The 23108-nt window shown below is 72.0% G+C and carries 16 protein-coding genes; 6 read left to right on the forward strand and 10 right to left on the reverse strand.

Translation table 11 applies throughout. The features are described 5' to 3' along the window. The first annotated feature begins 416 nt into the window (after positions 1 to 416). Both AB0C75_RS34675 and ptsP read left to right on the forward strand, forming a co-directional pair. Positions 417 to 866: a PTS glucose transporter subunit IIA gene (locus tag AB0C75_RS34675; RefSeq protein WP_362896316.1), complete on the forward strand. Its 450-nt coding sequence runs from the start codon at positions 417 to 419 to the stop codon at positions 864 to 866. Between the two features lie 88 nt (positions 867 to 954). Continuing rightward, positions 955 to 2625 carry a phosphoenolpyruvate--protein phosphotransferase gene (gene ptsP / locus AB0C75_RS34680; RefSeq protein WP_362896361.1) on the forward strand — a complete coding sequence of 557 codons (1671 nt, stop codon included), beginning with the start codon at positions 955 to 957 and terminating at the stop codon, positions 2623 to 2625. Positions 2626 to 2742: 117 nt separating this feature from the next. Here ptsP and AB0C75_RS34685 read toward each other — a convergent pair whose 3' ends face one another. Together AB0C75_RS34685 and AB0C75_RS34690 are read right to left on the reverse strand one after the other, a co-directional pair. After that, positions 2743 to 3657 carry a hypothetical protein gene (locus tag AB0C75_RS34685; RefSeq protein WP_362896318.1) on the reverse strand — a complete coding sequence of 305 codons (915 nt, stop codon included), beginning with the start codon at positions 3655 to 3657 and terminating at the stop codon, positions 2743 to 2745. A gap of 78 nt (positions 3658 to 3735) precedes the next feature. Continuing rightward, positions 3736 to 5712 carry an acetoacetate--CoA ligase gene (locus AB0C75_RS34690; RefSeq protein WP_362896320.1) on the reverse strand — a complete coding sequence of 659 codons (1977 nt, stop codon included), beginning with the start codon at positions 5710 to 5712 and terminating at the stop codon, positions 3736 to 3738. A 242-nt stretch (positions 5713 to 5954) separates the two neighbouring features. Here AB0C75_RS34690 and AB0C75_RS34695 point away from each other — a divergent pair, with 242 nt between their 5' ends. Further along, a complete protein-coding gene (locus tag AB0C75_RS34695) occupies positions 5955 to 8390 on the forward strand; it encodes a glycoside hydrolase family 31 protein (RefSeq protein WP_362896322.1) in 2436 nt (811 codons plus the stop codon). Between the two features lie 82 nt (positions 8391 to 8472). Here the strand turns inward: AB0C75_RS34695 and AB0C75_RS34700 are convergent, their stop codons facing one another. Next, positions 8473 to 8970, reverse strand: coding sequence for an NUDIX domain-containing protein (locus AB0C75_RS34700; RefSeq protein ID WP_362896324.1), 498 nt, complete (start codon positions 8968 to 8970; stop codon positions 8473 to 8475). 60 nt (positions 8971 to 9030) lie between these two features. Here AB0C75_RS34700 and AB0C75_RS34705 point away from each other — a divergent pair, with 60 nt between their 5' ends. Together AB0C75_RS34705 and AB0C75_RS34710 are read left to right on the forward strand one after the other, a co-directional pair. Further along, positions 9031 to 9855: a M15 family metallopeptidase gene (locus tag AB0C75_RS34705; protein WP_362896326.1), complete on the forward strand. Its 825-nt coding sequence runs from the start codon at positions 9031 to 9033 to the stop codon at positions 9853 to 9855. 159 nt (positions 9856 to 10014) lie between these two features. Beyond that, the gene (locus AB0C75_RS34710; protein ID WP_362896328.1) at positions 10015 to 10362 is read left to right on the forward strand and encodes a DUF962 domain-containing protein; all 348 of its coding nucleotides are present in this window, start codon (positions 10015 to 10017) and stop codon (positions 10360 to 10362) included. Between the two features lie 127 nt (positions 10363 to 10489). On the opposite strand, the gene AB0C75_RS34715 is transcribed toward AB0C75_RS34710, so the two are convergent. Genes AB0C75_RS34715 through AB0C75_RS34730 form a run of 4 tightly spaced genes read right to left on the reverse strand, consistent with a single transcriptional unit; the run spans position 10490 to position 14755 of the window. After that, a complete protein-coding gene (locus AB0C75_RS34715) occupies positions 10490 to 11095 on the reverse strand; it encodes an ATP/GTP-binding protein (RefSeq protein ID WP_362896330.1) in 606 nt (201 codons plus the stop codon). Then, positions 11076 to 11513 (reverse strand): DUF742 domain-containing protein, encoded by a 438-nt coding sequence (locus AB0C75_RS34720; protein WP_362896331.1) that lies wholly within the window; start codon positions 11511 to 11513, stop codon positions 11076 to 11078. Before AB0C75_RS34720 ends, AB0C75_RS34715 begins: the two co-directional genes overlap by 20 nt. Positions 11514 to 11522: 9 nt before the next feature. Further along, a complete protein-coding gene (locus AB0C75_RS34725) occupies positions 11523 to 11966 on the reverse strand; it encodes a roadblock/LC7 domain-containing protein (protein ID WP_362896333.1) in 444 nt (147 codons plus the stop codon). Then, on the reverse strand, positions 11963 to 14755 hold the full coding sequence (locus tag AB0C75_RS34730; protein ID WP_362896335.1) for a nitrate- and nitrite sensing domain-containing protein: 2793 nt from the start codon (positions 14753 to 14755) through the stop codon (positions 11963 to 11965). The genes AB0C75_RS34725 and AB0C75_RS34730 overlap by 4 nt, the downstream gene beginning before the upstream one ends. Before the next feature lie 461 nt (positions 14756 to 15216). On the opposite strand from AB0C75_RS34730, the gene AB0C75_RS34735 reads away from it, so the two are divergent. Next, complete coding sequence (locus AB0C75_RS34735; protein ID WP_362896337.1) at positions 15217 to 15660, forward strand: hypothetical protein; 444 nt, start codon at positions 15217 to 15219, stop codon at positions 15658 to 15660. A 50-nt stretch (positions 15661 to 15710) separates the two neighbouring features. Here AB0C75_RS34735 and AB0C75_RS34740 read toward each other — a convergent pair whose 3' ends face one another. The 3 genes from AB0C75_RS34740 to AB0C75_RS34750 form a co-directional block, all read right to left on the reverse strand. Continuing rightward, positions 15711 to 20483: a hypothetical protein gene (locus tag AB0C75_RS34740; RefSeq protein WP_362896339.1), complete on the reverse strand. Its 4773-nt coding sequence runs from the start codon at positions 20481 to 20483 to the stop codon at positions 15711 to 15713. Between the two features lie 70 nt (positions 20484 to 20553). Further along, positions 20554 to 21465: a hypothetical protein gene (locus AB0C75_RS34745; RefSeq protein WP_362896341.1), complete on the reverse strand. Its 912-nt coding sequence runs from the start codon at positions 21463 to 21465 to the stop codon at positions 20554 to 20556. Between the two features lie 67 nt (positions 21466 to 21532). Next, on the reverse strand, positions 21533 to 23059 hold the full coding sequence (locus AB0C75_RS34750) for a hypothetical protein (RefSeq protein ID WP_362896343.1): 1527 nt from the start codon (positions 23057 to 23059) through the stop codon (positions 21533 to 21535). Positions 23060 to 23108 lie beyond the last annotated feature (49 nt).

The following is a 23108-nucleotide window of genomic DNA, read 5'->3' on the forward strand; positions in this document are numbered from 1 at the left end:
TCCTGCAGTTCCTGCTCGGCAGTTAAATTACCACCGATTCGCTTTCCAGTTCTTCGCTTTCGCGTTTCCCTTTCCGGCGAGTCCGACTCTATCAGGCCTTTATCGGTCTCTTTGACCGGGGTCCCTCTTCGATCGAAGGCCTCGCGGGCATGCGAGAGCACAATCAGAAGAGTTACAGTCTGGGCTTGGGAGTCGCTGTCGGCCCCTGACTCGAGGTCGTGTGGGGGCCAGGCAGGGATACGACAGTACACGGCAGCTGTGAGACGAGGCAAATCGTTTCCGGTGCGCCCCTAGGTCGGTCAACCGGTAGCTCTCAGGCGGAACCGGGACTTCATATGACTTACGCTGCTGATCAGTACGCCGCCCTCCAGCAGCCCCGGCGGTGACATACGGATCCCCACCTCTGAGAGGCCCCCATGACCACAGTGACGTCCCCTCTTGCCGGCCGTGCCATCGGGCTCACCGCGGTTCCCGACCCCGTCTTCTCCGGAGCGATGGTGGGTCCTGGTACGGCCATCGACCCCGTACGCGAGCCGTCCGAGGCCGTCTCGCCGGTCGACGGAATCGTCGTCTCCCTCCACCCGCACGCCTTCGTCGTCGTCGACGACCAGGGCCATGGCGTGCTGACCCACCTCGGAATCGACACCGTGCAGCTCAATGGTGAGGGCTTCGAGCTCCTTGTGAACAAGGGCGACACCGTGACCCGGGGGCAGGGCATCGTCCGCTGGGACCCGGCCGCCGTCGAGACCGCCGGCAAGTCGGCCATCTGTCCCGTCGTGGCCCTGGAAGCCACTGCCGAGTCCCTGTCCGACGTCCGGGAGGACGGCGACGTGAAGGTCGGCGACACGCTCTTCGGCTGGCAGTGACACCCTCGGGACAGCGATCGGGACAGTGACCAGCCAGTTGGGCATCCACCGCGGCGGCGCGGCCGCCGCACAATCGGAGACGGGTGAAATGGAGACAACGCTGCGAGGCGTCGGCGTCAGCCACGGTGTGGCGATCGGCGAGGTTCGGCACATGGGGACCGCCGTGCTCGAGCCGCCGGCCAAACAGATTCCGGCGGACGAGGCCGAGCGCGAGCAGGGGCGTGCCCGTCAGGCTGTGGAAGCAGTTGCGGCCGACCTGATCGCGCGCGGCAATCTGGCCGGCGGCGAGGCACAGCACGTGCTCGAAGCCCAGGCCATGATGGCGCAGGACCCCGAGCTCATCGCCGACGTCGAGCGTCGTATCGCGGTCGGCAGCACCGCCGAGCGTGGCGTGTACGACGCGTTCGCCGCATACCGCGCTCTGCTGGCCAACGCCGGGGAGTACCTCGCGGGCCGGGTCGCCGACCTCGACGACGTACGGAATCGGATCGTGGCTCGGCTGCTCGGCGTTCCGATGCCGGGTGTGCCCGACAGCGACGAACCGTATGTGCTGATCGCGCGTGACCTGGCTCCCGCCGACACGGCGCTGCTCGACCCCGCACTGGTGCTCGGCTTCGTCACCGAGGAGGGCGGGCCGACCAGCCACAGCGCCATTCTCGCGCGTGCGCTCGGGGTGCCCGCCGTCGTGGCTCTGCCCGGAGCGGGCGAGATCGGCGAGGGCACGGTCGTGGCCGTGGACGGCAGCACCGGTGAGATATTCGTCGAGCCGAGTGAGGAGAAGCGTGCCGAGATGGAGAGTGCCTCGGCGGCGCGCAAGGCGGCGCTGTCGGCCGTGACCGGTCCCGGGGCCACCTCCGACGGTCACAAGGTGCCGCTGCTCGCCAATGTCGGCGGCCCCGGTGATGTTCCGGCGGCACTCGAAGCCGGTGCCGAGGGCGTCGGGCTGTTCCGTACGGAGTTCCTCTTTCTGGATGACAGCAAGCAGGCGCCGTCCGAGGAGAAGCAGGTCGCTGCGTACCGCGCGGTGCTCGAGGCCTTCCCCGAGGGGCGTGTCGTGGTGCGGGTGCTGGACGCGGGCGCCGACAAGCCGCTGGACTTCCTGACCCCGGCCGACGAGCCGAACCCCGCGCTGGGTGTACGTGGTCTGCGTAGCCTGCTGGACCACCCGGATGTGCTGCGGACCCAGCTGACGGCTCTGTCCAGGGCTGCCGAGGGGCTGCCGGTGTACCTGGAGGTCATGGCCCCGATGGTGGCCGACCGTGCGGATGCGAAGGCGTTCGCCGACGCCTGCCGTGAGGCGGGGCTCCAGGCGAAGTTCGGGGCGATGGTGGAGATCCCGTCCGCCGCGCTCAGGGCCCGCTCGGTCCTCCAGGAGGTGGAGTTCCTGTCGCTGGGCACCAACGACCTGGCGCAGTACACCTTTGCGGCCGACCGTCAGGTGGGGGCCGTGTCCCGGCTCCAGGACCCGTGGCAGCCGGCGCTGCTCGACCTGGTCGCGCTCTCGGCCGATGCCGCCAGGGCCGAGGGCAAGAGCTGCGGTGTCTGTGGTGAGGCCGCTTCGGACCCGCTGCTGGCGTGTGTGCTGACCGGCCTGGGTGTCACCTCCCTGTCGATGGGTGCGGCGTCCATTCCCTATGTGCGGGCGACGCTGTCCAAGCACACGCTCGCGCAGTGCGAGCGCGCCGCCTCCGCCGCGCGTGCGGCGGACTCCGCCGACGAGGCGCGGCTCGCCGCGCAGGCGGTGCTCTCGGGCGAGTGATGCCGGGCGCCGCGCGCGCTCACATGTGTCCGAGGTGAAGGGGGTTCCCGCCGGTTCCGGTGGGAACCCCTTCCGTCTGTGACGGCCCTTCAGTGGTGGCCCGTCAGTGGTGGCCCGTCAGTGGTGGTCCTTCGGGGCGTCCGCGCCGAGGTCGAATCCCGCGCAGTACTCGACGCCGGATTCCGGTGACACCGGCTCTCCCGTGTCGGCGTCGGTGCAGTATGCGCTGAACACCTCGCCCGCCGTGAGCGGCAGGAGACTGCCCCGGTGCAGCCGCCAGCCGTGCACCCGGTCCTGGGCGCCCGGAGCGGTGGTGCGCAGGACGACACCTCCCCGGGTCTCGAGCGCCACCCCCACGGCGAGCACGGTGGCGAACTCCGCGCCTTCCGACGACGCGAGGCGGGCGGGACCGTCCGTGTCCCGTGCGGTGTGCAGGACGGCGAGGAGCTGTTCGCTCTCCGTGGGTGTGCTGCACACGATGTGGTGAGTGCCGGGGCCCGCAGTCTCCAGCAGTCGCATCAGCAGGTGGGATGCCCGGTCGAAGGCGGCCCTGCCGATGTCCTGACCGCACTCGGCGCAGTCGCCGAGGCCCGCCAGCAGCACCGTGGCGTACTCCCAGGTGGCGCGCCTGACCGCTCCGGAGACGAGCTGCGGGATCAGTGTGGCGATGGGCTGGCCGGTGTAGGCCACGGTGGCACCGCCGGCGGCGAGCTCGGCGGTGAAGCGGCTGCGGCTCGTGCCGGCGTCGGGTTCCAGGCCGGACTCGGCGCAGAACTCCGCGTACTCCTCCGGGTCGAAGAGGGCGACGGTGGTGTGCACCCCCTGCGCGGCCAGTGTCTGCAGCAGGCCCTCGACCTGCTGGAGGTAGACCGTGTGGTCCTCGAAGGTGAAGCTCCGGTAGTGCCGCATGGCCGCGAAGTCCTCGGCGTCGGCCAGGAGGCCGACGGTGCTGGGTGCTTCGCGGCGCAGGGCGCGCCGCATGGATGTTCCGGTGCGCTGCCTGCCGCGTCGGCTCTGCTTGATGTGCGCCATGAGTCCCCCTGTGCGCTGTCGATCGATGCTCACTCAGCGTAATCAGGGGGACTGACAACGGCCTTCGCGTCGGTCGGGTCAGTGGCGGGTGCGGGCGAGGTCCTCGTAGAAGCGGAGGAGTTCGAGGTTGTCGATGGAACCCGGGTTGACCGCCTCGGAAAGGGCTGCGCCCTGGAGGAGCCGCTTGACCGGAACCTCGATGCGCTTCCCGGTGAGGGTGTGCGGGATCGCGGGGACCTCGATGACCTCGTCGGGTACGTGGCGCGGGGAGAGGTTCTCGCGGATGGTGCGCTTGATGCTGTCGCGGAGTTCGTCGTCGAGCGTGGCGCCCTCGGCGAGGTGGACGAAGAGGGGCATCCAGTAGCCTCCGTCCGGTTCCTCGATGCCGATGACGAGGGACTCGCGGATCTCGGGAAGCCTTTCGACCGCTTCGTAGATGTCGGCCGACCCCATCCTGACGCCCTGCCTGTTGAGGGTGGAGTCGGAGCGGCCGTGGATGATGACCGAGCCCCGCTCGGTGAGGGTGATCCAGTCCCCGTGGCGCCAGACGCCGGGGTACACGTCGAAGTAGCTGTCGTGGTAGCGGCTGCCGTCGGGGTCGTTCCAGAAGCGGACCGGCATGGAGGGCATCGGCGCGGTCACGACGAGCTCGCCGACCTCGCCGGTGAGTGGCTTGCCGGCGGGGTTCCAGGCCTGGAGGTCGGTGCCCAGACAGGGGGCCTGGAGCTCACCGATGTGGACCGGCAGGGTGGGGACCGCGCCCGCGAAGCAGCTGCAGACGTCCGTCCCGCCGCTGACGGAGGCGATCCACAGGTCATCGGCCACCGCGTCGTGGAGCCAGCGGAAGCCGTCGGGCGGGAGCGGGGAGCCGGTGGTGGCGACGCACTGGACGCGGCTGAGGTCGTGGTCGCGGCCCGGGTGGACGTCCGCCTTCCGGCAGGCCATGACGTAGGCGGCCGATGTGCCGAAGAAGGTGGCGCCTGTCTGTTCGGCGACGCGCCACTGGGCCTGTACGTCCGGATAGCCGGGGCTGCCGTCGTACAGCACGATCGTGGTGCCGGTGAGCAGGCCGGAGACGAGGAAGTTCCACATCATCCAGCCGGTGGAGGTGTACCAGAAGAACCGGTCGTCGATGCCGAGGTCGCAGTGCAGCCCGAGCTGTTTGAGGTGTTCGAGGAGGATCCCGCCCTGGGACTGGACGATGGCCTTCGGGAGTCCGGTCGTGCCGGAGGAGTAGAGCACCCACAGCGGGTGTTCGAAGGGGACCTGCTCGTAGACCGGTTCGGTGTCGGAGGCGGTGAGCGCCGACCATTCGAGTGCGCCTTCGGGCGCGTCGGTGCCGAGGAGCGGGATGTGGACGACCGCGCGCAGGGTGGGGAGTTCGCGGCGGAGTTCGGCCACGGTGGCGGTCCGGTCGTGCTCCTTGCCGCCGTAGCGATAGCCGTCGACGGTGAACAGGACGACGGGCTCGACCTGCTGGAAGCGGTCGAGGACGCTGCGGGCGCCGAAGTCGGGGGCGCTCGATGTCCAGACCGCGCCGACCGCGGCGGTGGCGAGGAAGGCGACGACCGCCTGGGGGATGTTGGGGAGGTATCCGCTGACCCGGTCGCCCGGGTTGACGCCGAGTGCGCGGAGTTCGGCGGCCAGTGAGGCGGTCTGGCGCCGGAGTTCGGACCAGCTGATGGAGACCTGGGTGTGGGTCTCGTCGACGTACAGCAGGGCGGGGGCGTCCCTGCGGAGCGGTTCGTCTGCCATGCGCAGGGCGTGCTCGGCGTAGTTGAGGGTAGCGCCGGGGAACCACTGGGCGCCGGGCATGGTGCGGTCGCCGATGACGGTCTCGTACGGGGTGGAGAAGCGTACGTCGAACCAGTCGGCGACGGCTGCCCAGAAGGTGTCGAGCTCGTCGACCGACCACTGGTGCAGTGCCGCGTAGCCGCCGTCCGCGGGAGCCCCGTACTGTCCTGCCGCCCATCGCTGGAAGCGGGTCATGGCCGCCGTCTCGACGCGCTCGGGCGCGGGCTGCCAGAGGGGGGCTTCGCCGGCTGCTGAGGTCATGGAGGCTCCCTGGCCTTTCGGTGTGTACGCGGGGATGTGCGTGCGTCGCGCGCACGGGCTGGGGTGTGCGCGTGAACGGCTGTCACGGACGATGCCATGTGATCGTCTTGCGCACCAGGGTCCTCCGGCCATGGCCGCGTGTCCGGCTGTGTGGTGCGACCACGGGCGTCCACAGGCGGCCGCAGGTGAACGGAAGCTGAACGGAGCACGTTTCGGTCCTGGTGGATGGCAGGGTGGCCCGCATGGATGGTCGTGACCTGGTGCGCTCGGTGAGAATGGTCGGTTCCGTGCAGGGGATGCGTACGGTGCGCTCGGCCTGGCGGCGTCGGCGTGCGGATGCGCGGGCGCTGGCGCCGCGCGGTGCGGAGCGGGCGCGGGTGCCCGGTCTTCTGGTGGGTGCCGAGCCCGGTCCCGGCGGTGGAGTCGTGCGGTTCGCCCGTTCCCGGCTGCGGGTGCGGGTGGCGGTGGGCGGTGCGGTGTTCTGGTCCTGGGACGACGCCGGGCCGCTGCCCTCGTACGCCCTGGAGGGGACCGGTCCCGAGGCCGACACGCGGGCGCGGCTGGAACCGGACAAGAACGGCGGTTGGCAGGTGGTGTCGGAGCGGCTGACGGTCGCCGTGTCGCGGCACGGGGCGTTGGAGCTGCGTACGCCGGGCGGGGTGGTGCTTCGGCGGGAGCTGCCGCCGCGCTGGTGGGAGCCGGTGGCGGGCGGTGCGGCGCGGTGGGTGCAGCGCTCCGAGGTGCCCGCCGACGCCAGGTTCTTCGGGCTGGGCGGGCGGGCCGGAGGGCCTCGGCTGAGGGAGGGGACGTACCGGCTGTGGAACACCGATCCCGGTGGTCGCTTCGGTCCGGGTGACGACCCGCTGTATCTGACGATGCCGGTGCAGATGGTGGTGTCGGACGCGGGGACGCATCTGGCGTTCCACGACAACTCCTGGGCGGGCAGGGTGACGCTGCGGGAGGGCGAGGAGGGCGCGGGGTCCGGGCATGACCGGCCGGGTTCGTGCGAGGTTCGGATGGAGGGCGGTCCGCTCCGCTGCTGGGTGGTCGTGGGCACGCCGGCCAGGGTGCTGCGGGGCTGGACGGCGCTCACCGGGGCGCCCGCGCTGCCGCCGTCGTGGGCGCTGGGTCCGCAGCACGCGCGCTGGGGGTTCGGCAGCGAGCAGGAGGTGCGGCGGGTCGTGGCGGGGTACCGGGAGCGGGGGCTGCCGCTGTCGGTGCTGCATCTGGACATCGACCACTACGACGCGCATCAGGTGTTCACGGTCGACCGGGAGCGGTTCCCCGATCTCCCCGGGCTGGCGAAGGAGCTCCGCGCGGACGGCGTCCGGCTGGTGTCGATCGTCGATCCGGCGGTGAGGGCGTCGGCGGGCAACGCGGTGTTCGACAGCGGTCTCCAGGTGGGCGCCCAAGGCGCGTTCGTCCTGGATCCGCGGGGTGCGCCGGTGCGGGGTGAGGTGTGGCCCGGTGAGTGCGTCTATCCGGATTTCACCGATCCGTCGGTGCGCGAGTGGTGGGGTGCGCTGTACGAGGAGCGGCTCGGCCAGGGGTTCGCCGGGGTGTGGCACGACATGAACGAGCCGGTGGCGTTCTCGGCCTTCGGGGACCCGTCGCTGCCCCGTTCGTCACGGCACGCTCTGGAGGGCCGTGGCGGGGACCACCGGGAGGCCCACAACGTGTACGCCCTGGCGATGGCGAGGGCCGGGTACGAAGGTCTGCGCCGGCTGCGCCCGGAGGAGCGGCCGTTCCTGTTCTCCCGTTCGGGCTGGGCGGGGATGCAGCGGTACGGCGGGACCTGGTCCGGTGACGTGGCCACGGGGTGGCCGGGGCTCCGGGCGTCGCTGGCCCTGGTGCTGGGGCTCGGGCTCTGCGGGGTGCCGTATTCGGGGCCCGATGTCGGCGGGTTCGACGGGTCGCCGTCGCCGGAGCTGTACCTGCGCTGGTTCCAACTGGGCGCGTACATGCCGTTGTTCCGTACCCATGCGGCGATCGACGCGGGGCGCAGGGAGCCGTGGGAGTTCGGTCCTGAGGTGCTCGCCCATGCCGGACGGGCGCTGGAGGAGCGGGAGCGGTTGCGTCCGTACTTCGTGACGCTGGCGCAGCTGGCCCGGCTGACCGGTGCGCCGTATGTGCGGCCGGTGTGGTGGGCCGCGCCCCAGGACCGTGAGCTGCGGGACTGCGAGGACGCGTTCCTGCTGGGTGACGCGCTGCTGGTCGCTCCGGTGCTGGAGGAGGGCGTGGACCGCAGGCCGGTGCGGCTGCCGCGTGGGCGGTGGTACGACACGGCGACGGGGCAGGTGTACGAGGGGCCGGGCCAGGTGGTGGTGGAGGCGCCGCTGTCACGGATTCCGGTGCTGGCGCGGGCGGGTGCCGTGATCCCGGTGCGGAGCGCTGAGGGGGCTCTCGAACTGGAGGTGTGGGCTCCGCCCGCCGGGCGTACCGGCGGCGGGATGGTGGTGCGGGACATGGGCGACGGGTGGGCGCGCGCGGAGGTGGAGCGCTACACGTCGCGTCTCAGGGGCGGGCGTGTGGTGGTCGAGCGGGACGGCAAGGAGGAGCTGGTGCCGTATCCGGTCCGGGTGCGGGGGCTGCCGGCTCAGAGCCTGTCGGGTGGCCTCGATCGGAAAGCGGACGCGGTCCGGTGCGTGCGATTCCAAGGCGGCGGAATGTCCTCGTAGCGGAGCTGCTTGGGCCTTTCGGCAACGCGGGAAGCGTGCGTGCCGGGGCGTGGCGCCCGATCGGAGGTCGCCCGACAGGCTCTCAGCGGTAGGCGCCGGCGAACCAGGAGCGTACGGCCCGGGTGTGCAGCGGGAAGGCGAGTTCGTCCGGGGTGCGCAGCACGTCGTATCCCGAGGTCTCGTCCGTCGGCGCGGAGGGCGGAAGCGCGGCGGCGGGGCGCGGTGGGAGCAGTCCGAAGAGCAGCAGGTGGCCGTCGGGGGAGCTCAGGGCGTCGGCAAGGCGTACGTCCGTCTCGTCGGCCCGGATGCCGGTCTCCTCGCGCAGTTCGCGTACGACGGCGTGACGCCAGTCCTCGGTCTCGTCGATGTAGCCGCCGGGCAGCGCCGTGCCGCCCCGGTGGGGGTGGATGGTGCGGGTGATGACGACGAGGCCGGTGCCGTGCGGTCCGGTGACAGGCAGGAGGACGACGGCTACGGGCAGCGGATTGCGATAGGCGGTGCGACCACAGGCAGTGCAGGTGCGGGGCCAGGCGTCGGTGGCGTACAGGGCCCCGCAGTTGCCGCAGTGGGAGTCGTTCACGGGCGGACTGTATCCGATCACTCTTCTCCTGCGGCTCCGAAGCTGATAGACGATGTGCCCATGACAGGAATCGCTCGCCCTCTCCGCGCCCTGGCCGTCGCCGGCGCCGCCCTGCTCGCCATGACCGCCGCCGCCCCGGTGGCGGTGGCCGGGCCCGTGACCGGAACCGGGCCCGGAACAGAGGCTCCACAGGAGTTCGTCGACCTCCGCTCCGTCGATCCGACGATCATCACGGAGATGCGCTACCCCACCGCGCACAACTTCATGGGCGAGCCGGTGGACGGCTACCGGCAGCCCGTGTGCATCCTGACCCGGCCCGCCGCCCTCGCGCTGCGTACGGCCCAGCGGAGCCTTCTGCGGCAGGGCTACTCGCTCAAGGTGTACGACTGCTACCGGCCGCAGCGCGCCGTGGACCACTTCGTCCGCTGGGCGAAGGATCTCGACGACCAGGCCATGAAGGCTGAGTTCTATCCGTCGGTCGACAAGACGCGACTGTTCGAGGACGGTTACATCGCGGAGAATTCCGGGCACAGCCGGGGCAGCACGGTTGACCTCACCGTGGTGAAGCTGCCCGCGCTGCCCACCAGGCCGTACGAGCCCGGCGAGGAACTGGCTCCGTGCTTCGCACCGCAGGACGACCGCTTCCCGGACAATTCGGTGGACATGGGGACCGGTTTCGACTGTTTCGACACCCTGTCGCACACGGATGACCCGCGGGTCCAGGGTGTCCAGCGCGCCAACCGGCAGTTCCTCAAGAAGACGCTCACCGACCTCGGTTTCGTGAATCTGGCCGAGGAGTGGTGGCACTTCACCTACCAGCCCGAGCTCTTCCCCGACACGTACTTCGACTTCCCGGTGGCCAGGCGCTCCGTCGCGGGACACTGACGCCCCACGGCCGCAACGGCGGGAACGGGCGGAGAACGGGCGGAGAGCAAGGGAGAACGGGCGACCGGGACCACCCCCGTGGGCTCCGGCCGCCCGTTCTCCTTATCGGGACGCGACAGCGCCGTGTCCGGTTGCCGACCGAGCCATTACGGTGCCTTCATGTCTCAGCAGACGTTCGGTTCGTATGAAGAGTTCTGGCCCTACTACGTCGCCATGCACTCCAGGGCGGCGACGCGATGGGTCCATCTGACCGGGACCCTCACCGGCCTCGCGGTGACGGCGTACGGGCTGGCACGCGGCCGGAAGCGGTACGCCCTGGCGTTGCCCCTGATCGGATACGGCACCGCGTGGCCCGCGCACTTCCTCATCGAGAGGAACAACCCTGCCACGTTCGGGCATCCCGCGTGGTCCCTGCGGGGCGATGTGCAGATGATTCGGATGATGCTCGCGGGGCAGGACGACGAACTGGCCAGAACCGCGGCAGAGTGGCTCGCCGAGAACCCGTGAGCCCGCGGATGCGCACAGGGTTGACGGCCTGTCACCCCGGGTGAAGACTCCTTCCACGCACCACACGGTTCGCGCGGCCCGTACCCCGGTCGGCGGGGGTACGGGCCGTGTCGTGTGCGGTGGGACATCAGGTCGCGGCGGGCTCCCGTAACCGGCCGGCCCGCGCCATGGCGTGCTCCACCACCGCGACGAGTACATCCCGTACGGACGCGCGGTCGCGCGCGTCGCAGACCAGCACCGGCACCTCGGGATCGAGGTCGAGTGCGTTCCTGACCGTGTCGGTGGGGAACTGCTCCGCGCCTTCGAAGAGGTTGACGGCGACCGTGAACGGGATCGCCCGGCGCTCGAAGTAGTCGACCGCCGCGAAGCAGTCCTCCAGCCGTCGGGTGTCCGCGAGGACCACCGCGCCCAGGGCGCCCTGGGCCAGCTCGTCCCAGAGGAACCAGAAACGGTCCTGCCCTGGAGTCCCGAACAGATAGAGGACCAGGTCCTCGCGCAGGGTGATCCGGCCGAAGTCCATGGCCACCGTGGTGGTGCTCTTGCCCTCGACCCCCGCCACGTCGTCGACGGGTCGTCCCGCCTCGCTCAGCCTCTCCTCCGTACGCAGCGGCCTGATCTCGCTGACCGCACCCACCAGGGTCGTCTTGCCCACTCCGAAGCCGCCCGCCACCAGGATTTTCAGGGTGACGGGCTCGACGGGCCGCCTTCTGCGGCTAGAGCGCCCGAAGGCCATTGATCACCTCGCGAAGAATGCTCTCGTCCGGCAGCTCGGCCGGCGGAACGGGACGGGTGACGTGCACCAGCTCGTCCTCGACGAGGTCACCGACCAGGACACGGACCACCCCGACGGGGAGGTCCAGTCCTGAGGCGAGCTCGGCGATCGACTGGGGCAGGTCGCTGCACAGTTCGACGATCTCCACGTGTTCCGGGGAGAGCGTCTGGTTCCGGCCGGGATCGTCCGCCGCCGGTTCGGGGATGACGATCGCGATCAGGTCGAGACGGTGACGGGACGCGCTGCTGGTACGCCCCCGGGTCATCGCGTAGGGCCGGACCACCGGACCCGCCTCGGCGTCGTACCAGCGTGAGGAGCCCGCTGCGCCGGGAGCGGGCGGTGATCCGGGCGAGGTGTCCCGGAAGGAGTCTGCGCTCATCCCCTCACCTCACCCTCCGGCGGGCAGACCGGTGGCCCGGGGGGCATTGGCCAGGTGCGCTCCCACGCGCTTGACCATGAGCGTCATCTCGTACGCCACCTGCCCTACGTCCGAGTCCGAGTCGGCCAGCACGGCGAGACAGCTGCCGTCACCGGCCGCCGTGACGAAGAGGAAGGCCTCGTCGAGCTCGACCACCGTCTGCCGGACCCGGCCCGCGTCGAAGTGCCGGCCGACGCCCTTGGCGAGGCTGTGGAACCCGGAGGCGACCGCCGCCAGGTGCTCACTGTCCTCGCGGGTCAGGTCCTGGGACATACCGGTGGCAAGACCGTCGCTGGAGAGCACCAGCGCCTTGCGGATGCTCGCGACGCGCTCGACCAGTTCGTCGAGGAGCCAGTTGAGTTCGCCGGAGCCCTGGCGTGATGCGTTGTGTGCTGCGGCGTTCGGTGCGGTCATGGACCGTCCCCTCCCGGAGTGGTTCCTGGTGCTGTCTCGCCGGGACCGGCCGCGTCGTCCTCGGCGTTCTGCCGACGGCCTCGCTGCCAGCCGCGTTGAAGCGAGGCCATGCGATTGCGTACTTCGTCCGCGTCACGTTCGAGGTCGTCGACGGTGTCCGCGGCGACCGGACCGGAAGTCCGCACCGCGGAGTCCTCCCGGAGCTGTGGGGCGAGGTTCGCCTGCCGGACCCTGCGCGGGAGGCCGCCCACCGTGTCCGGCGCGGAGGGCCGGGTGGCGGGCCTGAGCGAGGGCGCCTCGTCTGCCGCGGCCCTGTCCCGGCCGGGCTCCCCGGCGCCGGGGGCAGCCTGGGAGGCCTCGGCCGTGCCGGGGTGGGAGCGGCCTCCCTCGCCGATCCGGCGGCTCTGGCCTGTGACCTGCGCCCCCGTCCTGCGGCGTGGCAGCGGGACGGGCCCCGTGGGGCGCATCGGCCGGACGTCCGCCGAGCGGTCGTCGTCCGATGCGTCGAAGGCCTGCTGGTGCTGTTCCCTGTCGGCTTCCCTGCGCAGGTCGCGGGCCCGGAAGATGCCGCCGCGTTCGCTCTCGGTGTCGTCGAGGTCGGACACCCCGTCGAGGACCGGTGCGAGTGCCGGGTCGAGCTCCCGGTCGAGTGCCGGGTCGGTGAACCCGAGTGTGCCCACCGGGCCTTCGAGTTCGACGGGGCCGTCGAGCACGGACGGGTCGGTGAGGCCCGTGGGGACCGGGGAGAGACCGGACGGCCTGCCCGGGATGCTCTGGCCCGCGGCTCCGTCCCTGCGGGTCTTGTCGCTGCCCGGCACGTCGTCGCCCGGCCGGCCGCGGCCGATCGCCCTCTCGGCACGCCGGTCGAGGCGGAAGCCGGTGCCGTGCGTGTCGGGGGCGTCGGTGAGGAGCTGTGCGGGGATGAAGACGACCGCGGTCGTCCCTCCGTACGGTGAGGTCTGCAGCGACACCCTGACGTTCTGCCGCTGGGCGAGCCGGCTGACGACGAAGAGGCCGAGCCGGTCGGTGTCGGAGAGTTCGAAGTCGGGGGTCTCGGCGAGTCTCAGATTGGCGTCCAGGAGAACCTCGGGCGCCATGCCGAGGCCGCGGTCGTGGATCTCCAGCGTGAAGCCGTTGGCGACGCGTTCGCCGTGCACCTGGACCGCGGTGTGCGGGGGCGAGAACACCGTGGCGTTCTCCAGGAGCTCCGCGATCAGGTGGGTGAGGTCGGCGACGGCCGGGCCGCCCACGCCGATGCGGGGCAGTCGCCGGACCTCGATCCGCTCGTAGTCCTCCACCTCGGCGACCGCCGCGCGCACCACGTCCATCAGCTGGATCGGCTTGCGCCACTGCCGGGACGGTGCCGCCCCGGAGAGGATCACGAGGCCTTCCGCGTGGCGGCGCATGCGGGTGGTGAGGTGGTCGAGGCGGAAGAGGTCGGCGAGTTCGTCGTCGTTCTCGGTACGTCGCTCCATGGTGTCCAGGAGCGTCAGCTGTCGGTGCAGGAGCACCTGGTTGCGGCGCGCGAGGTTGACGAAGACGTCGGACACTCCGCGGCGCATGTCCGCCTGCTTGACGGCGGCCTCGACGGCGGCCCGCTGGAGGGTGTTGAGTGCCTGCCCGACCTGGCCGATCTCGTCTCGCTCGTAACTGAGGTTGGGCGCTTCGGTCTCCACGTCGACCTGCTCGCCGGCCGCCAGCCGCCGCATCACGCTGGGGAGCCGCACCCCGGACACCTCGTGCGCGTCCTTGCGCAGCCGGGAGAGGTCGCGGACGAGTTCGCGTCCCACGCGTACGGAGACGAAGACGGATATGAGCAGGGCGACGAATCCGAGGACGCCGGCGACACCGGCCAGGATCATCACGCGGTATCCGGCGGGCTCCGCGCGATCGTGGAAGCGGTTGGTCATCTCGGTGCCGTCGTCGGCCAGGTCCGCGAGGACCGGCGGGGCCACTTCGTCCCAGCGCGCGGCGTCGATGGTGCCCGGCTTCGTGAACGGACCGGCCGCGATGAGCTTCTGCTCGGCCGTGCGCAGCGGCTCGGTGTCGGGGCTGCGCCAGTACTGCTCCATACGCCCGCGCTCGCTGCTCGGCAGGAGCTCGAGGTTGACCTCGTACAGGAGCGAACGGCTGGCGGCGAGGTCGGAGACGACGCGGAGTTCGGGGGCGCCGAGCCGTCCGGCGATGAGGCCCGATGCGACCAGGGCGTCCTCACGCGAGAGCATCTCGCGGGCCCGTGAGATGCCGACCAGGGCCCGGACCTGCTTGTCCATGGACACGTTCTCCATCGAGTGGAGACCGTTGAGGAAGCGGTAGCAGGGGTCGACGAGGCCGTTGTAGAAGTCGAGGGCCCTGGTCCGGTCGACCGTGCGCTTCTCGACGGACCCGCGCAGCGCGTCCAGGCCGTCGACCTCGCTGAGGATCGAGTCGAGCTGGGCCTCCGACTCGGGGCTGAGCTTGTCCCGTACGCTCTCGTCCTTCGCGCTCTGCCTGACCTCGGCCACGACCTGGTCGGTCATGGCACGCCGGCGGCGCAGCAGGGGCAGGGCGTCCGAGGCGCGGGGATCGGCGAGGAAGACAAGTGTCTGGCGGCGTTCGCCCTGCACGGCGCGGATGGTGTCTTCCAGCGGGTGGCCGACCTGCTCCACGATGGCGCTGGCGCCCATCAGCTGGCCGGCCTCGCGGCCGGTGACATAGGTGGCGAAGATCCAGAGGCCTGTGAGGGAGACGAGCGGCACCAGGAGCAACGCCACGATCTTCCTGCGGATGGACTTCCCGCGAAAGCGCATGGCCTCCCCCAGATCGGCCCCGCACCGCGGGGGTGGTCGTGTCGGTTCTGCCGCAGCCCACGGGGTGCCGACAGGAGTTCCGTCAACAAACGGCGTGAGCCTACTACTGACCTACCGGCAACTCGAAGGCCTGTCCGGTCGATTTCAGGCCGCTCTTCCCCGAGTTGCTCACTAGTTGTCCTGGTATTCCCCACGAAGAAATTCACGAAAGCGACAGAGAACCCCTGGCAGAACACGATGTATCCACACAGGGCAGTTGGCTGGAATTCTTCGTTCCTGGGTCTTTTGGGGCAGGCTGCGGGCTCCGGCGGGAATCTTCACAACCCGGCGTTCGTCCACACGTACGGGGAAGAAGAACCTCAGGGGGGTACATGCGGTGGGCGAGCGGCTCCGGTCGCGTAGAAGGAACACAAGCCGGGCATCCACCCTTGAGACGGACACTGGTGGGGAGTTGAAGGTCCTTGGACACGTATGAGCGCCGGGGCACGGCGGCAGCGCCGGCCGGTGCCCGGATCCCGCGGCAGCAGCTGTGGGTGGAGGAACCCGCGATACGGCGCAGGATGCCGGACCCGGTGCGGACGGCCGCCGTGCGCGCGGTCCTGATCATGTCGCTGTCCATCATCCTGGCCATGGTGGCCTTCCTGTGCACCCTGGCCGGGTCCTGGCTCGCCTTCCCGATGGTGCTGAGCGGTGTCGCGTGCACGGTGGCGGCGACCTGGTCGGTGCTGGACGTCTGGGTGACCCGGCAGGTGTGGAACCAGCGCCACGGCGTGGTGTCGGTCCCCAGCAGCACGGCGCGCCGGATGCGCAGGGAGCGACGGGCGGCCAGGCGTGCCGCCCGTGCCCGAGCGCGCGGGGAGGCCCGGATACGCCGCCGGGGCGAAGGCCGGCTCTCCCGGGCCTGACCGCCTGCGCCCCGGGCCCTCCCGGAGCTGTCGCCCCGGCCGTCCCTGAGCTATCCCTTGTCCGTGGCCCGCCGGGTCGGCTCCGCGGGCGCGTCCGCCATCTCCGAACGCATCTCAGGGACGGCGGGACCTGACGCGGTGCCCGTCGCCTCCGCGGTCCGCTTGAACATGCGGGTCGCGGTGATCTCACCGTGGACGGTCTCGCCCGCGGGGTCCTGCTGGGGCAGTCCCGGCCTGAGGTGCTCCTCGACGCTGATGTACTTCAGCCCCGCCCTCAGGTCCGCGTCGTTGCGGAGGCGGATGACGAGCGGGAATTCGGCGAGTGCCGTCGTGTCGAACAGCCCGGTCGTGTAGAGCAGCTGGACCCCCAGCGCGTCGGAGACCGCGCGCTGGAGCTCCAGCAGATAGGTGGCGTTGGCGCGCCCGATGGGGTTGTCGAGGAAGAGCGTGCCCGCGTGCCGGTGCCGGTCGCGGCCCCTGTCGTTGCTGCGCAGGGCCGCCATCGTGCAGTACAGCGCGATGGCGGCGGTGAGCAGCTGGCCGCCGGAGAAGACGTCGCCCATCTGTCCGACCGGTACACGCTCGGCGCGCAGGACCGCGTCCGGCTTGAGGATCTCCACGGCGATGCCCTTGGGCTGCAACGCGGCCTGGACACCGCGCAGCAGGAGGGACATGCCGTCCCTGCGCAGATCGGAGTTCTTCTTGAGGGCGGCGTGCGTGGCCTCGTCGATGACCTCGCCGAGCCGCTCGGTCAGCGTGGCCTGGTCGGGTTCCTCGAAACGGATCCGGAGGAATTCCTGGCCGGACCACTCCCCCAGCCCCTCGGGCAGCTGGGAGAGCCGCTGGGCGGAGCGGAGCGTGGTGAGGGCCGACTCCACGAGGCCCCGGAGCCGGTCGACGATGGAGTCACGGTTGCGCTCCAGCTGGGCCAGCTCGTCGGTGAGCACGCGCAGCCTGGGCGCGAACGCGGCGGCCCACTTCTCGGCGTGGTCGGGCAGGGCGGCTGCCGGGAGTTCCCGGATCTGCTGCCTGGCCGGGGTGCGGACCTGTTCGTAGCGGGTGGAGTTGGCGTGCCGTACGAGGACGTCGCTCGCCTCCCGGACGGAACTCTCCGCGGCCGACAGGTCGGTGGCGCAGCCGCGCAGTGAGCGGCGCGCCTCGGCGGCGGACTGCCGGGCCTCCTCCAGGGTGCCGGGGTACGGGTCGGGGGCCTCGGTCTGGTCCTCCGCCCCGTGGTCCCGCAGGAGATCGCGCAGGAGCGCGGCGGTCTCGTCGAAACCGCTCGCCGAGTCCTCTGCGGTCCGGTGGGCGCGCAGCAGTTCGGCGTGGGCCGCGCGGGCGGTGTCCAGTGCCCCGGTGGCGGAGGCGAGTTCGGCCGTGGCCGTGCGGAGCAGGCTCTGGGCCTGGTCGGCGTCGGCCGGGGCCAGGTCGGCGGGGAGCTCGGTGTGGTGGGGTGCCTCGTCGGCGGGGGCGAGGCGTTCGGCTTCGCCGCGCAGCCGGCCGAGCTGCTCGCTCGCCGTGGACGCCCGGGTCTCCAGGAGCTGGACGAGGGACTCGGCACGGGCGGCGGCAGCCTGTCGGGAGGGGCCGTCGGCTCCGTCGGTGCCTTCGAGTAGCTGGGCGGCGCGGGTGCGGACCTTGTTGGTGAGGCGGTCGAGTTCGGCCAGGGCGGCACTCTCGTCGCTCTCCGCGCGTGCCTGCTCGGCGCGCAGGTCCGCCCCGACGCCCACCTTCTCGTACAGCTGGGATGCCGCCCTGTACGCCTCGCGCAGGGCGGGCAGCGAGGTGCGTGCGGAGGAGGGGTCCGGCTCCGGAAGTGTCTCCGGGGCACCCGCGATCTCGGCGCGCTCGGCGCGCAGCGCACGGGCGGTGCGGTGGGCGTCGTCCGCCGCGCGCTGGGCGGCCCTGCGGTCCTCGTCGGCGGCGCGTGCCCGCTCCAGGAACGCCGTGGCCCGCGCCTCGGATTCGGCTGCCTCGTCGGTCAGTTCACGCAGGCGCGCCTGCCAGCCCGCCCGGTCGCGGAGCCGGTGGGCGAGACCTGCCAGCGCGTCGGCGGCGCGGCGGGCGCGCTGGGCCGCCTCCTGGCGCTCGTCGCGGACGCGGGCGGCGTCGGCTGCGGCTTCGTCGGCCTCGGCGCGCACGGTGCGGGCCTCGGCGAGTGCGGCCTCCGCGCTTTCGGCGGCGGCTCGGGCCGTGCGCGCGGCCTCGCCCAGCTCGGCGAGCATCCCGGGCGGGCAGTCGGCGCGCCAGGAGCCGATGCGCGCGGCGAGGGAGCGGTCGGCGGTGAGCCGGGCAGCGAGCGCCCTGATGTCCTCGTCCCGTGCCGCGGCCCTGGCCCTGAGTGCCTGGCGCTCCTCGTCGGCGGCGTGTTCGTCGTGCATCGCCGGGTTCGGCGGGACGAGGAACACGTCGTCGGTGCCGGCACCGGCTCCTCCGGGGGCGGGTACGGGAGCGAGGAGGGCCGCGGTGGTGCCCACGGCCACGGCCGACCGGGGCAGCAGAGCCGCTGCGGCCAGGACCTCACGGGCCCGGGTGTGCGCGTCCGGGTCGGTGATGACGACGCCGTCGACGAGCTCGGGCCGGGCGGCCAGGACCGCCGCGTGGTCGGCGGGGTCCACGGCCTGGGCGAGGTAGCGCCAGCCGGGCAGGGCCGGGATGCCGTGCTCGCCGAGGTATTCGACGGTGGCGAGGACGTCGGGCCCCGGCGGCAGCAGCCCGCCGTCGCCGAGCGCGCCGAGGATGCGGGAGTCGTCGGCAGCCGCGGTGCGCAGGTCGAAGAGCCGTCGCTCGGCGGCGGCGACGCCCTGGTCGAGGAGGTCCCTCAACTCGTCGGCGCCGGCGTCGAACTCCTCCGCCGTGAGGGACTCCGCCGTGAGGGACTGGGCCGTGAGGGACTGGGCGTCTCCCCCGGTCGTCTCGTCGTTCCCGTCGGTCGTCGCGACGGCACTGCGAGGACGCGGGACACCGGAGCCGGTCGCCGTCGGGAGGCCCAGCAGGTCGGCGAGGCGTGGTTCGGCGGCGATCGATTCGGCGGCCCTGCGCTCGGCCTCGTAGGACTGTTCGGCGGCCTGCGCGCCGTCGGCGGCGCGGGCCGCTGCGAGCTCGGTGCGGCTCTCCCCCGCCGCCGCTTCCCTCGCCTGGTCCGCGGTGGTCCTGGCTGCCTCCCGGGCGGTGTCCCAGGAGGCGACCGCGGCTTGTTCGGCGTCGTTCGCGGCGAGGGCCGCGCGGGCCGGGTCGGCGTCCGGCGCGGTGTCGTCGAGCCAGCCCGCGCGCACGGCTTCGGCGGTCTCCTGCTCGACCTCGGCCAGGCGCTGGCGCAGATGTCCTGCCTCGCTCCGGGCTCGCTGGGCCTCGGTGGCGGCCGTGGTGGCGTCCCGGTGCGCCGTCTCGCCGGTGGACTGCAGGGTCGCGGAGCGCTCCTCCTCCTCGTCGGCCACCCGTTCCCCCGCCTCCGCGGCGGTGTGCAGGGCGCGTACGAGATCGGCGGCGGCTGTGGCGCGTGCGGCCAGCGCGGGGGCCGCGTCGCGCTCGGCCTCCCGGATGGCTACGGCGACGCGGGCCGAGCGGTCGGCGGCGGCACGGTGGCGCAGGACGGCTTCGGCGGCCTGCCAGGCGGCGTGCAGCGTGCGCGCCTCACCCAGCTCGCGGCGCTGGGCCGCCGCGCTCTTCTCGGCCGCGGTCAGGGCCAGGGAGGCGTGCCGGTAGGCGAGTTCGGCCGCGATCAGGTCACGGCGGCCACGGGTCTCCTCGGCCTGGGTGACGGTGTCGGCGGCGACCGTGACCTGCCGGGCGAGCTCGGCGGTGCGGCCCCGCTCCTCGCCGGCGCGGCCGGAGAGCCTGCGGGCGAGGGTGCGGGTGCGCCGCTCGGCGCCGGCGTGGACGTCACGGCTGCGGGCCCTGGTCGTGGTGGCCTCGACGATCCGGCCCAGCAGGTCGACCGAACCCGCGGTGAAGTCGCGTTCGGCGGTGAGTTCGGCCCGGCGGCCGAGCTTGTTGCCGAAGCCGCTGACGAGGTCGGCGAGGCCGTCCGTGTCACGGGTGTCGGTGACGGCCCGGAGCAGCAGGTCGGTGAAGTCGGAGTCCTTCTTGACGGCGAAGAGGCCGGCGGCCTCACCTTCGTCGGCGTTCATCTCGCGCTGGTAGCGGAAGAGTTCGGGGTCGAGGCCGAGGTCGCCCAGGTGTTCGTTCCACCGGTCGTGGATCTCTTCCCAGTGGACGTCGAGATGCGGGTAGAACTTGCCCGCGTCCATGAGGGCGTCGCGGAAGCCCTTCATCGTGCGGCGCCTGCCGCGGGCGCCCGATACGCCTTCGGCGGGGCGGCCCACCGCGCCGGCCTCGGCGACGGGGAGGCTGTCGAGGCTGAGGCCGGGCCCTGGGCGGAAGGAGTACCAGGCCTCGGCGAACTTGCGGGGGTCGTTGGAGACCTGACGGCCCCGCCATTCGCTGACCTTGCCGACGACGACGCACTCGCCGGTGAGGGTGTGCTGCCACTCCAGGGCGACGTGTCCGCAGTCGTCGGCCAGCAGGAACTTGCGCAGGACGCCGGAGCTGGCGCCGCCCAGGGTGTTGCGGTGGCCCGGCAGCATCACCGAGAAGATCAGCTTGAGCAGGACGGACTTACCGCCGCCGTTCTCCAGGAAGAGCACTCCGGCGGGCGCGGGGCGGCGTGGAGGGCCGACGGGCTCGTCCTCGAAGAACTCCGCCTGGGCCGGCGCGGGCCTGGGTACGGGCTCACCGACTCCGCGCAGGTCGAGCACGGTGTCGGCGTAGCGCGCACCGGCGGGCCCGATGGAGTAGAGGCGGACCCGGGACAACTCGTACATGGCGGCGGACTCTCGTCGTTCAGGCGGCGGGTGGCCGGAGCCGCACTGGGCGGCTCCGGCGGGGCGGGGTTCAGGAGTGGAAGGGGAGTCCCGCGTCGGCGGCCAGCTCCAGGCCTTCGGCGTCGGGCGGGGGCAGCAGGGTGGCCGAGCCGTCCGTGACCGGGACGACGCCGAGTTCCAGCAGTTCGGCCATGGCGGCGCTGCCCGCCATGTCGCGCACCTGGAGCTGGTAACGGGCGGTGGTGCGGTAGGCGCCGCCCGCGTCGTCCCCGGTGCGCTGGAGGAAGCCCGAGTCGGTCAGGAAGGCGACGGCCTTGCCGATGATCCCGGTGGTGGAACCGGCGAGCCTGCGGGCGTCCTTGGTGGCTCCGGTGGAGCTGCGGCGGGAGTAGACCCGCCACCCGGATTCCAGTCCTGGCGCGTCGGTGGCCGGGTCGGTGTTGTCGCCCTGCTCCTCGGCGCGCTCCTCCAGGCGCCGGCAGGCCTGGCGGACGAAGGCGTCCACGCCGTTGACCGTGATGCGGCCGATGTAGGAGTCGTCGGAGAGGTCCTCGGGGCGGGGGAAGGCCAGGGCGGCGACGGCGAGGTGGGCGAGGCCGTGCAGGAAGCGGTCGGCGGAGTCGGGTGAGGCGCGCCGGGCGTAGTCGCCCATGCGTACGGCGAAGACGGAGTCCTCGCCCGCGGTCACGGCCATCCCGGCGCGGGTGGAGACCTCCAGGACGACGAGTCCGAGGCCGGTGGCGACGGCGTCGGCGAGCCGGGCGAAGGCCGGCTCCTCGCGGTACCTGCGGAGCAGCTCGGTGTATTCGGCGTCGCGGGCAGGCATCAGCTTGGGCTGCAGCCCGAAGGAGACCAGCCGGGCGGCGTCGGCCGCGTCCGCGGGAGTGACAGCGGCGGGAGCGGCCGGCCGTGCGGCTTCGGCCGCGTGCGTGAGGGGCTGGTCGCCCCACGCCTCGGTGTGCTCGGCGTGCTGCTCGCTCAACTCGGTGACTCCTCGGTACGGGCGCCGCTCCCGGGCGGCAGCGGACGGTTGGTCTGTCCGTGAACGCTCATGACGCGTCCTTGCGGTCCGCGGCCATGCCCGCCGCGTCCAGCAGGGCCGTGCCCACTATCAGGTCGGCTCCGCCGAATTCGTGGTCCTCCAGCGGGGTGCCGTCGTCCACGGCGAACAGCAGCCGGCGCTCACCCTGGCGGTAGGCCGTGCCGACCGGGGGGCTCGCGGCGTGGACGGCGAGCAGGGCGACCAGGTAGGGCAGCTCGGGGTCGCGCAGCCGGGCCTCGGCGAGGAGTCCGGAGAGCCGTCGGGGAGCGTCGTGCTCCAGGTCGAGGAGCTCCATGGCGGATCCCAGCTGCTCCTCGCTGAAGCGGCTGTCGTCCGGGGTCGCGATGAGATCGGGTTCGGGCATCTCGGCGCCCAGGTGTTCCCGCTCCACCGGCGGCATGAGCAGCAGCTCGACGAGATCGCCGACCCGGACCGAGGTGGGCGTGCGCAGCCCGGTGCCGTGCGCGAAGAACGCATCGGTGGCCCGGGTCGCCTGTTCGACGGGGAGCGGCAACAGGGGTACGACGAGCTGTCCGTAGAGGTCGATGCCCGCCCGCGCGGTGGGGGTGGCGAACGCCTGCCGGTCCTGCTCGGCGCGGAAGAGTGGTCCGGCCTCCAGCAGTCTGGACTGGAGCTGGGTGTGGCGGCGGATGCAGTCCTTGACGATGTCGACGAGCTCGGCGGCACGGCGCTTGTGCTCGGGTTCCTCGGCCTCGTCCCTGGCCTTGCGGATGTTGGTGAGGATCGCGTTCTCGTGGCGGTAGCGGTCGGCGACGTGGTCCAGCGCCTCGGTGATCATGTCGGGTACGGCGTTGAGCCAGTCGACGGCGCGGACGTTGCGCCGGGTCGCCTCCAGCGTCCTGCGGAGCGTCTCGGCGTACTGCACGGTGCGGTAGCGGGCCTGTTCGGCGGCGAGCTGGGCGTCGGCGAGGCGGCCCCTGCTGATGAGGACCTCCAGCTTCACCTCGGCGGCGATCTGGGCGCTGGTGACGTCCGTGTCCAGGGCGCCGACCAGGACGTTGACCGCTTCGTCGGTGGCGCGGAGGTAGACGCTGCCGCCGTGGCCGGGCACCTCCTCGATGAGCTTGAAGTCGTAGTCCCTGCGGACATAGGCGCCGTCAGATCCGAAGGTGCCGTACACGGCGCGGAAGCCGCGGTCCACGCTCCCGACGTTGATCAGATTCTCCAGGACCCAGCGCGCGACCCGCTCGTGCTCGGTGACGGGTCTGCCCGGTGCCTGGGCCGCGACCCGAGGGAGGAGTCTGGCCACTATCTGGTCGTGGTCGGCACCCGTGTCGAAGTCCATGTTGAGGGTGACCAGGTCGATCGCGGCGAGCGCGACCTCGGCCATCGCGTACACCGTGTACGCGCCGGCCAGATTGGCCTTGCGCACGTCGAGGTCGTGCAGCGGGGCGGTGCAGGCGAGCGCGCGCAGCCGACGCGAGAGCCCCTCATCGGCGGCGGGTCCCGGGGCGGGCCTCGGTCCCGCGCTGAGCTGGGGCGCAGCGGTGTGGGTGTCGGCAGGCGAAGTCACGCTGCACAGATTAGGTCCTCACACCGACAACGGTCGAAACGGCGCAGAA

The organism is Streptomyces sp. NPDC048565 (assembly GCF_040650935.1).
Lineage (GTDB): Bacteria > Actinomycetota > Actinomycetes > Streptomycetales > Streptomycetaceae > Streptomyces.

What these genes read in the sequence shown, in the direction of transcription:
- AB0C75_RS34740 (WP_362896339.1), bottom strand. Translation starts at nt 20,483, where the DNA reads ATGTACGAGTTGTCCCGGGTCCGCCTCTACTCCATCGGGCCCGCCGGT.
- AB0C75_RS34730 (WP_362896335.1), bottom strand. Translation starts at nt 14,755, where the DNA reads ATGCGCTTTCGCGGGAAGTCCATCCGCAGGAAGATCGTGGCGTTGCTC.
- AB0C75_RS34710 (WP_362896328.1), top strand. Translation starts at nt 10,015, where the DNA reads ATGTCTCAGCAGACGTTCGGTTCGTATGAAGAGTTCTGGCCCTACTAC.
- AB0C75_RS34705 (WP_362896326.1), top strand. Translation starts at nt 9,031, where the DNA reads ATGACAGGAATCGCTCGCCCTCTCCGCGCCCTGGCCGTCGCCGGCGCC.
- AB0C75_RS34675 (WP_362896316.1), top strand. Translation starts at nt 417, where the DNA reads ATGACCACAGTGACGTCCCCTCTTGCCGGCCGTGCCATCGGGCTCACC.
- AB0C75_RS34695 (WP_362896322.1), top strand. Translation starts at nt 5,955, where the DNA reads ATGGATGGTCGTGACCTGGTGCGCTCGGTGAGAATGGTCGGTTCCGTG.
- AB0C75_RS34690 (WP_362896320.1), bottom strand. Translation starts at nt 5,712, where the DNA reads ATGACCTCAGCAGCCGGCGAAGCCCCCCTCTGGCAGCCCGCGCCCGAG.
- AB0C75_RS34685 (WP_362896318.1), bottom strand. Translation starts at nt 3,657, where the DNA reads ATGGCGCACATCAAGCAGAGCCGACGCGGCAGGCAGCGCACCGGAACA.
- AB0C75_RS34725 (WP_362896333.1), bottom strand. Translation starts at nt 11,966, where the DNA reads ATGACCGCACCGAACGCCGCAGCACACAACGCATCACGCCAGGGCTCC.
- AB0C75_RS34715 (WP_362896330.1), bottom strand. Translation starts at nt 11,095, where the DNA reads ATGGCCTTCGGGCGCTCTAGCCGCAGAAGGCGGCCCGTCGAGCCCGTC.
- AB0C75_RS34720 (WP_362896331.1), bottom strand. Translation starts at nt 11,513, where the DNA reads ATGAGCGCAGACTCCTTCCGGGACACCTCGCCCGGATCACCGCCCGCT.
- ptsP (WP_362896361.1), top strand. Translation starts at nt 955, where the DNA reads ATGGAGACAACGCTGCGAGGCGTCGGCGTCAGCCACGGTGTGGCGATC.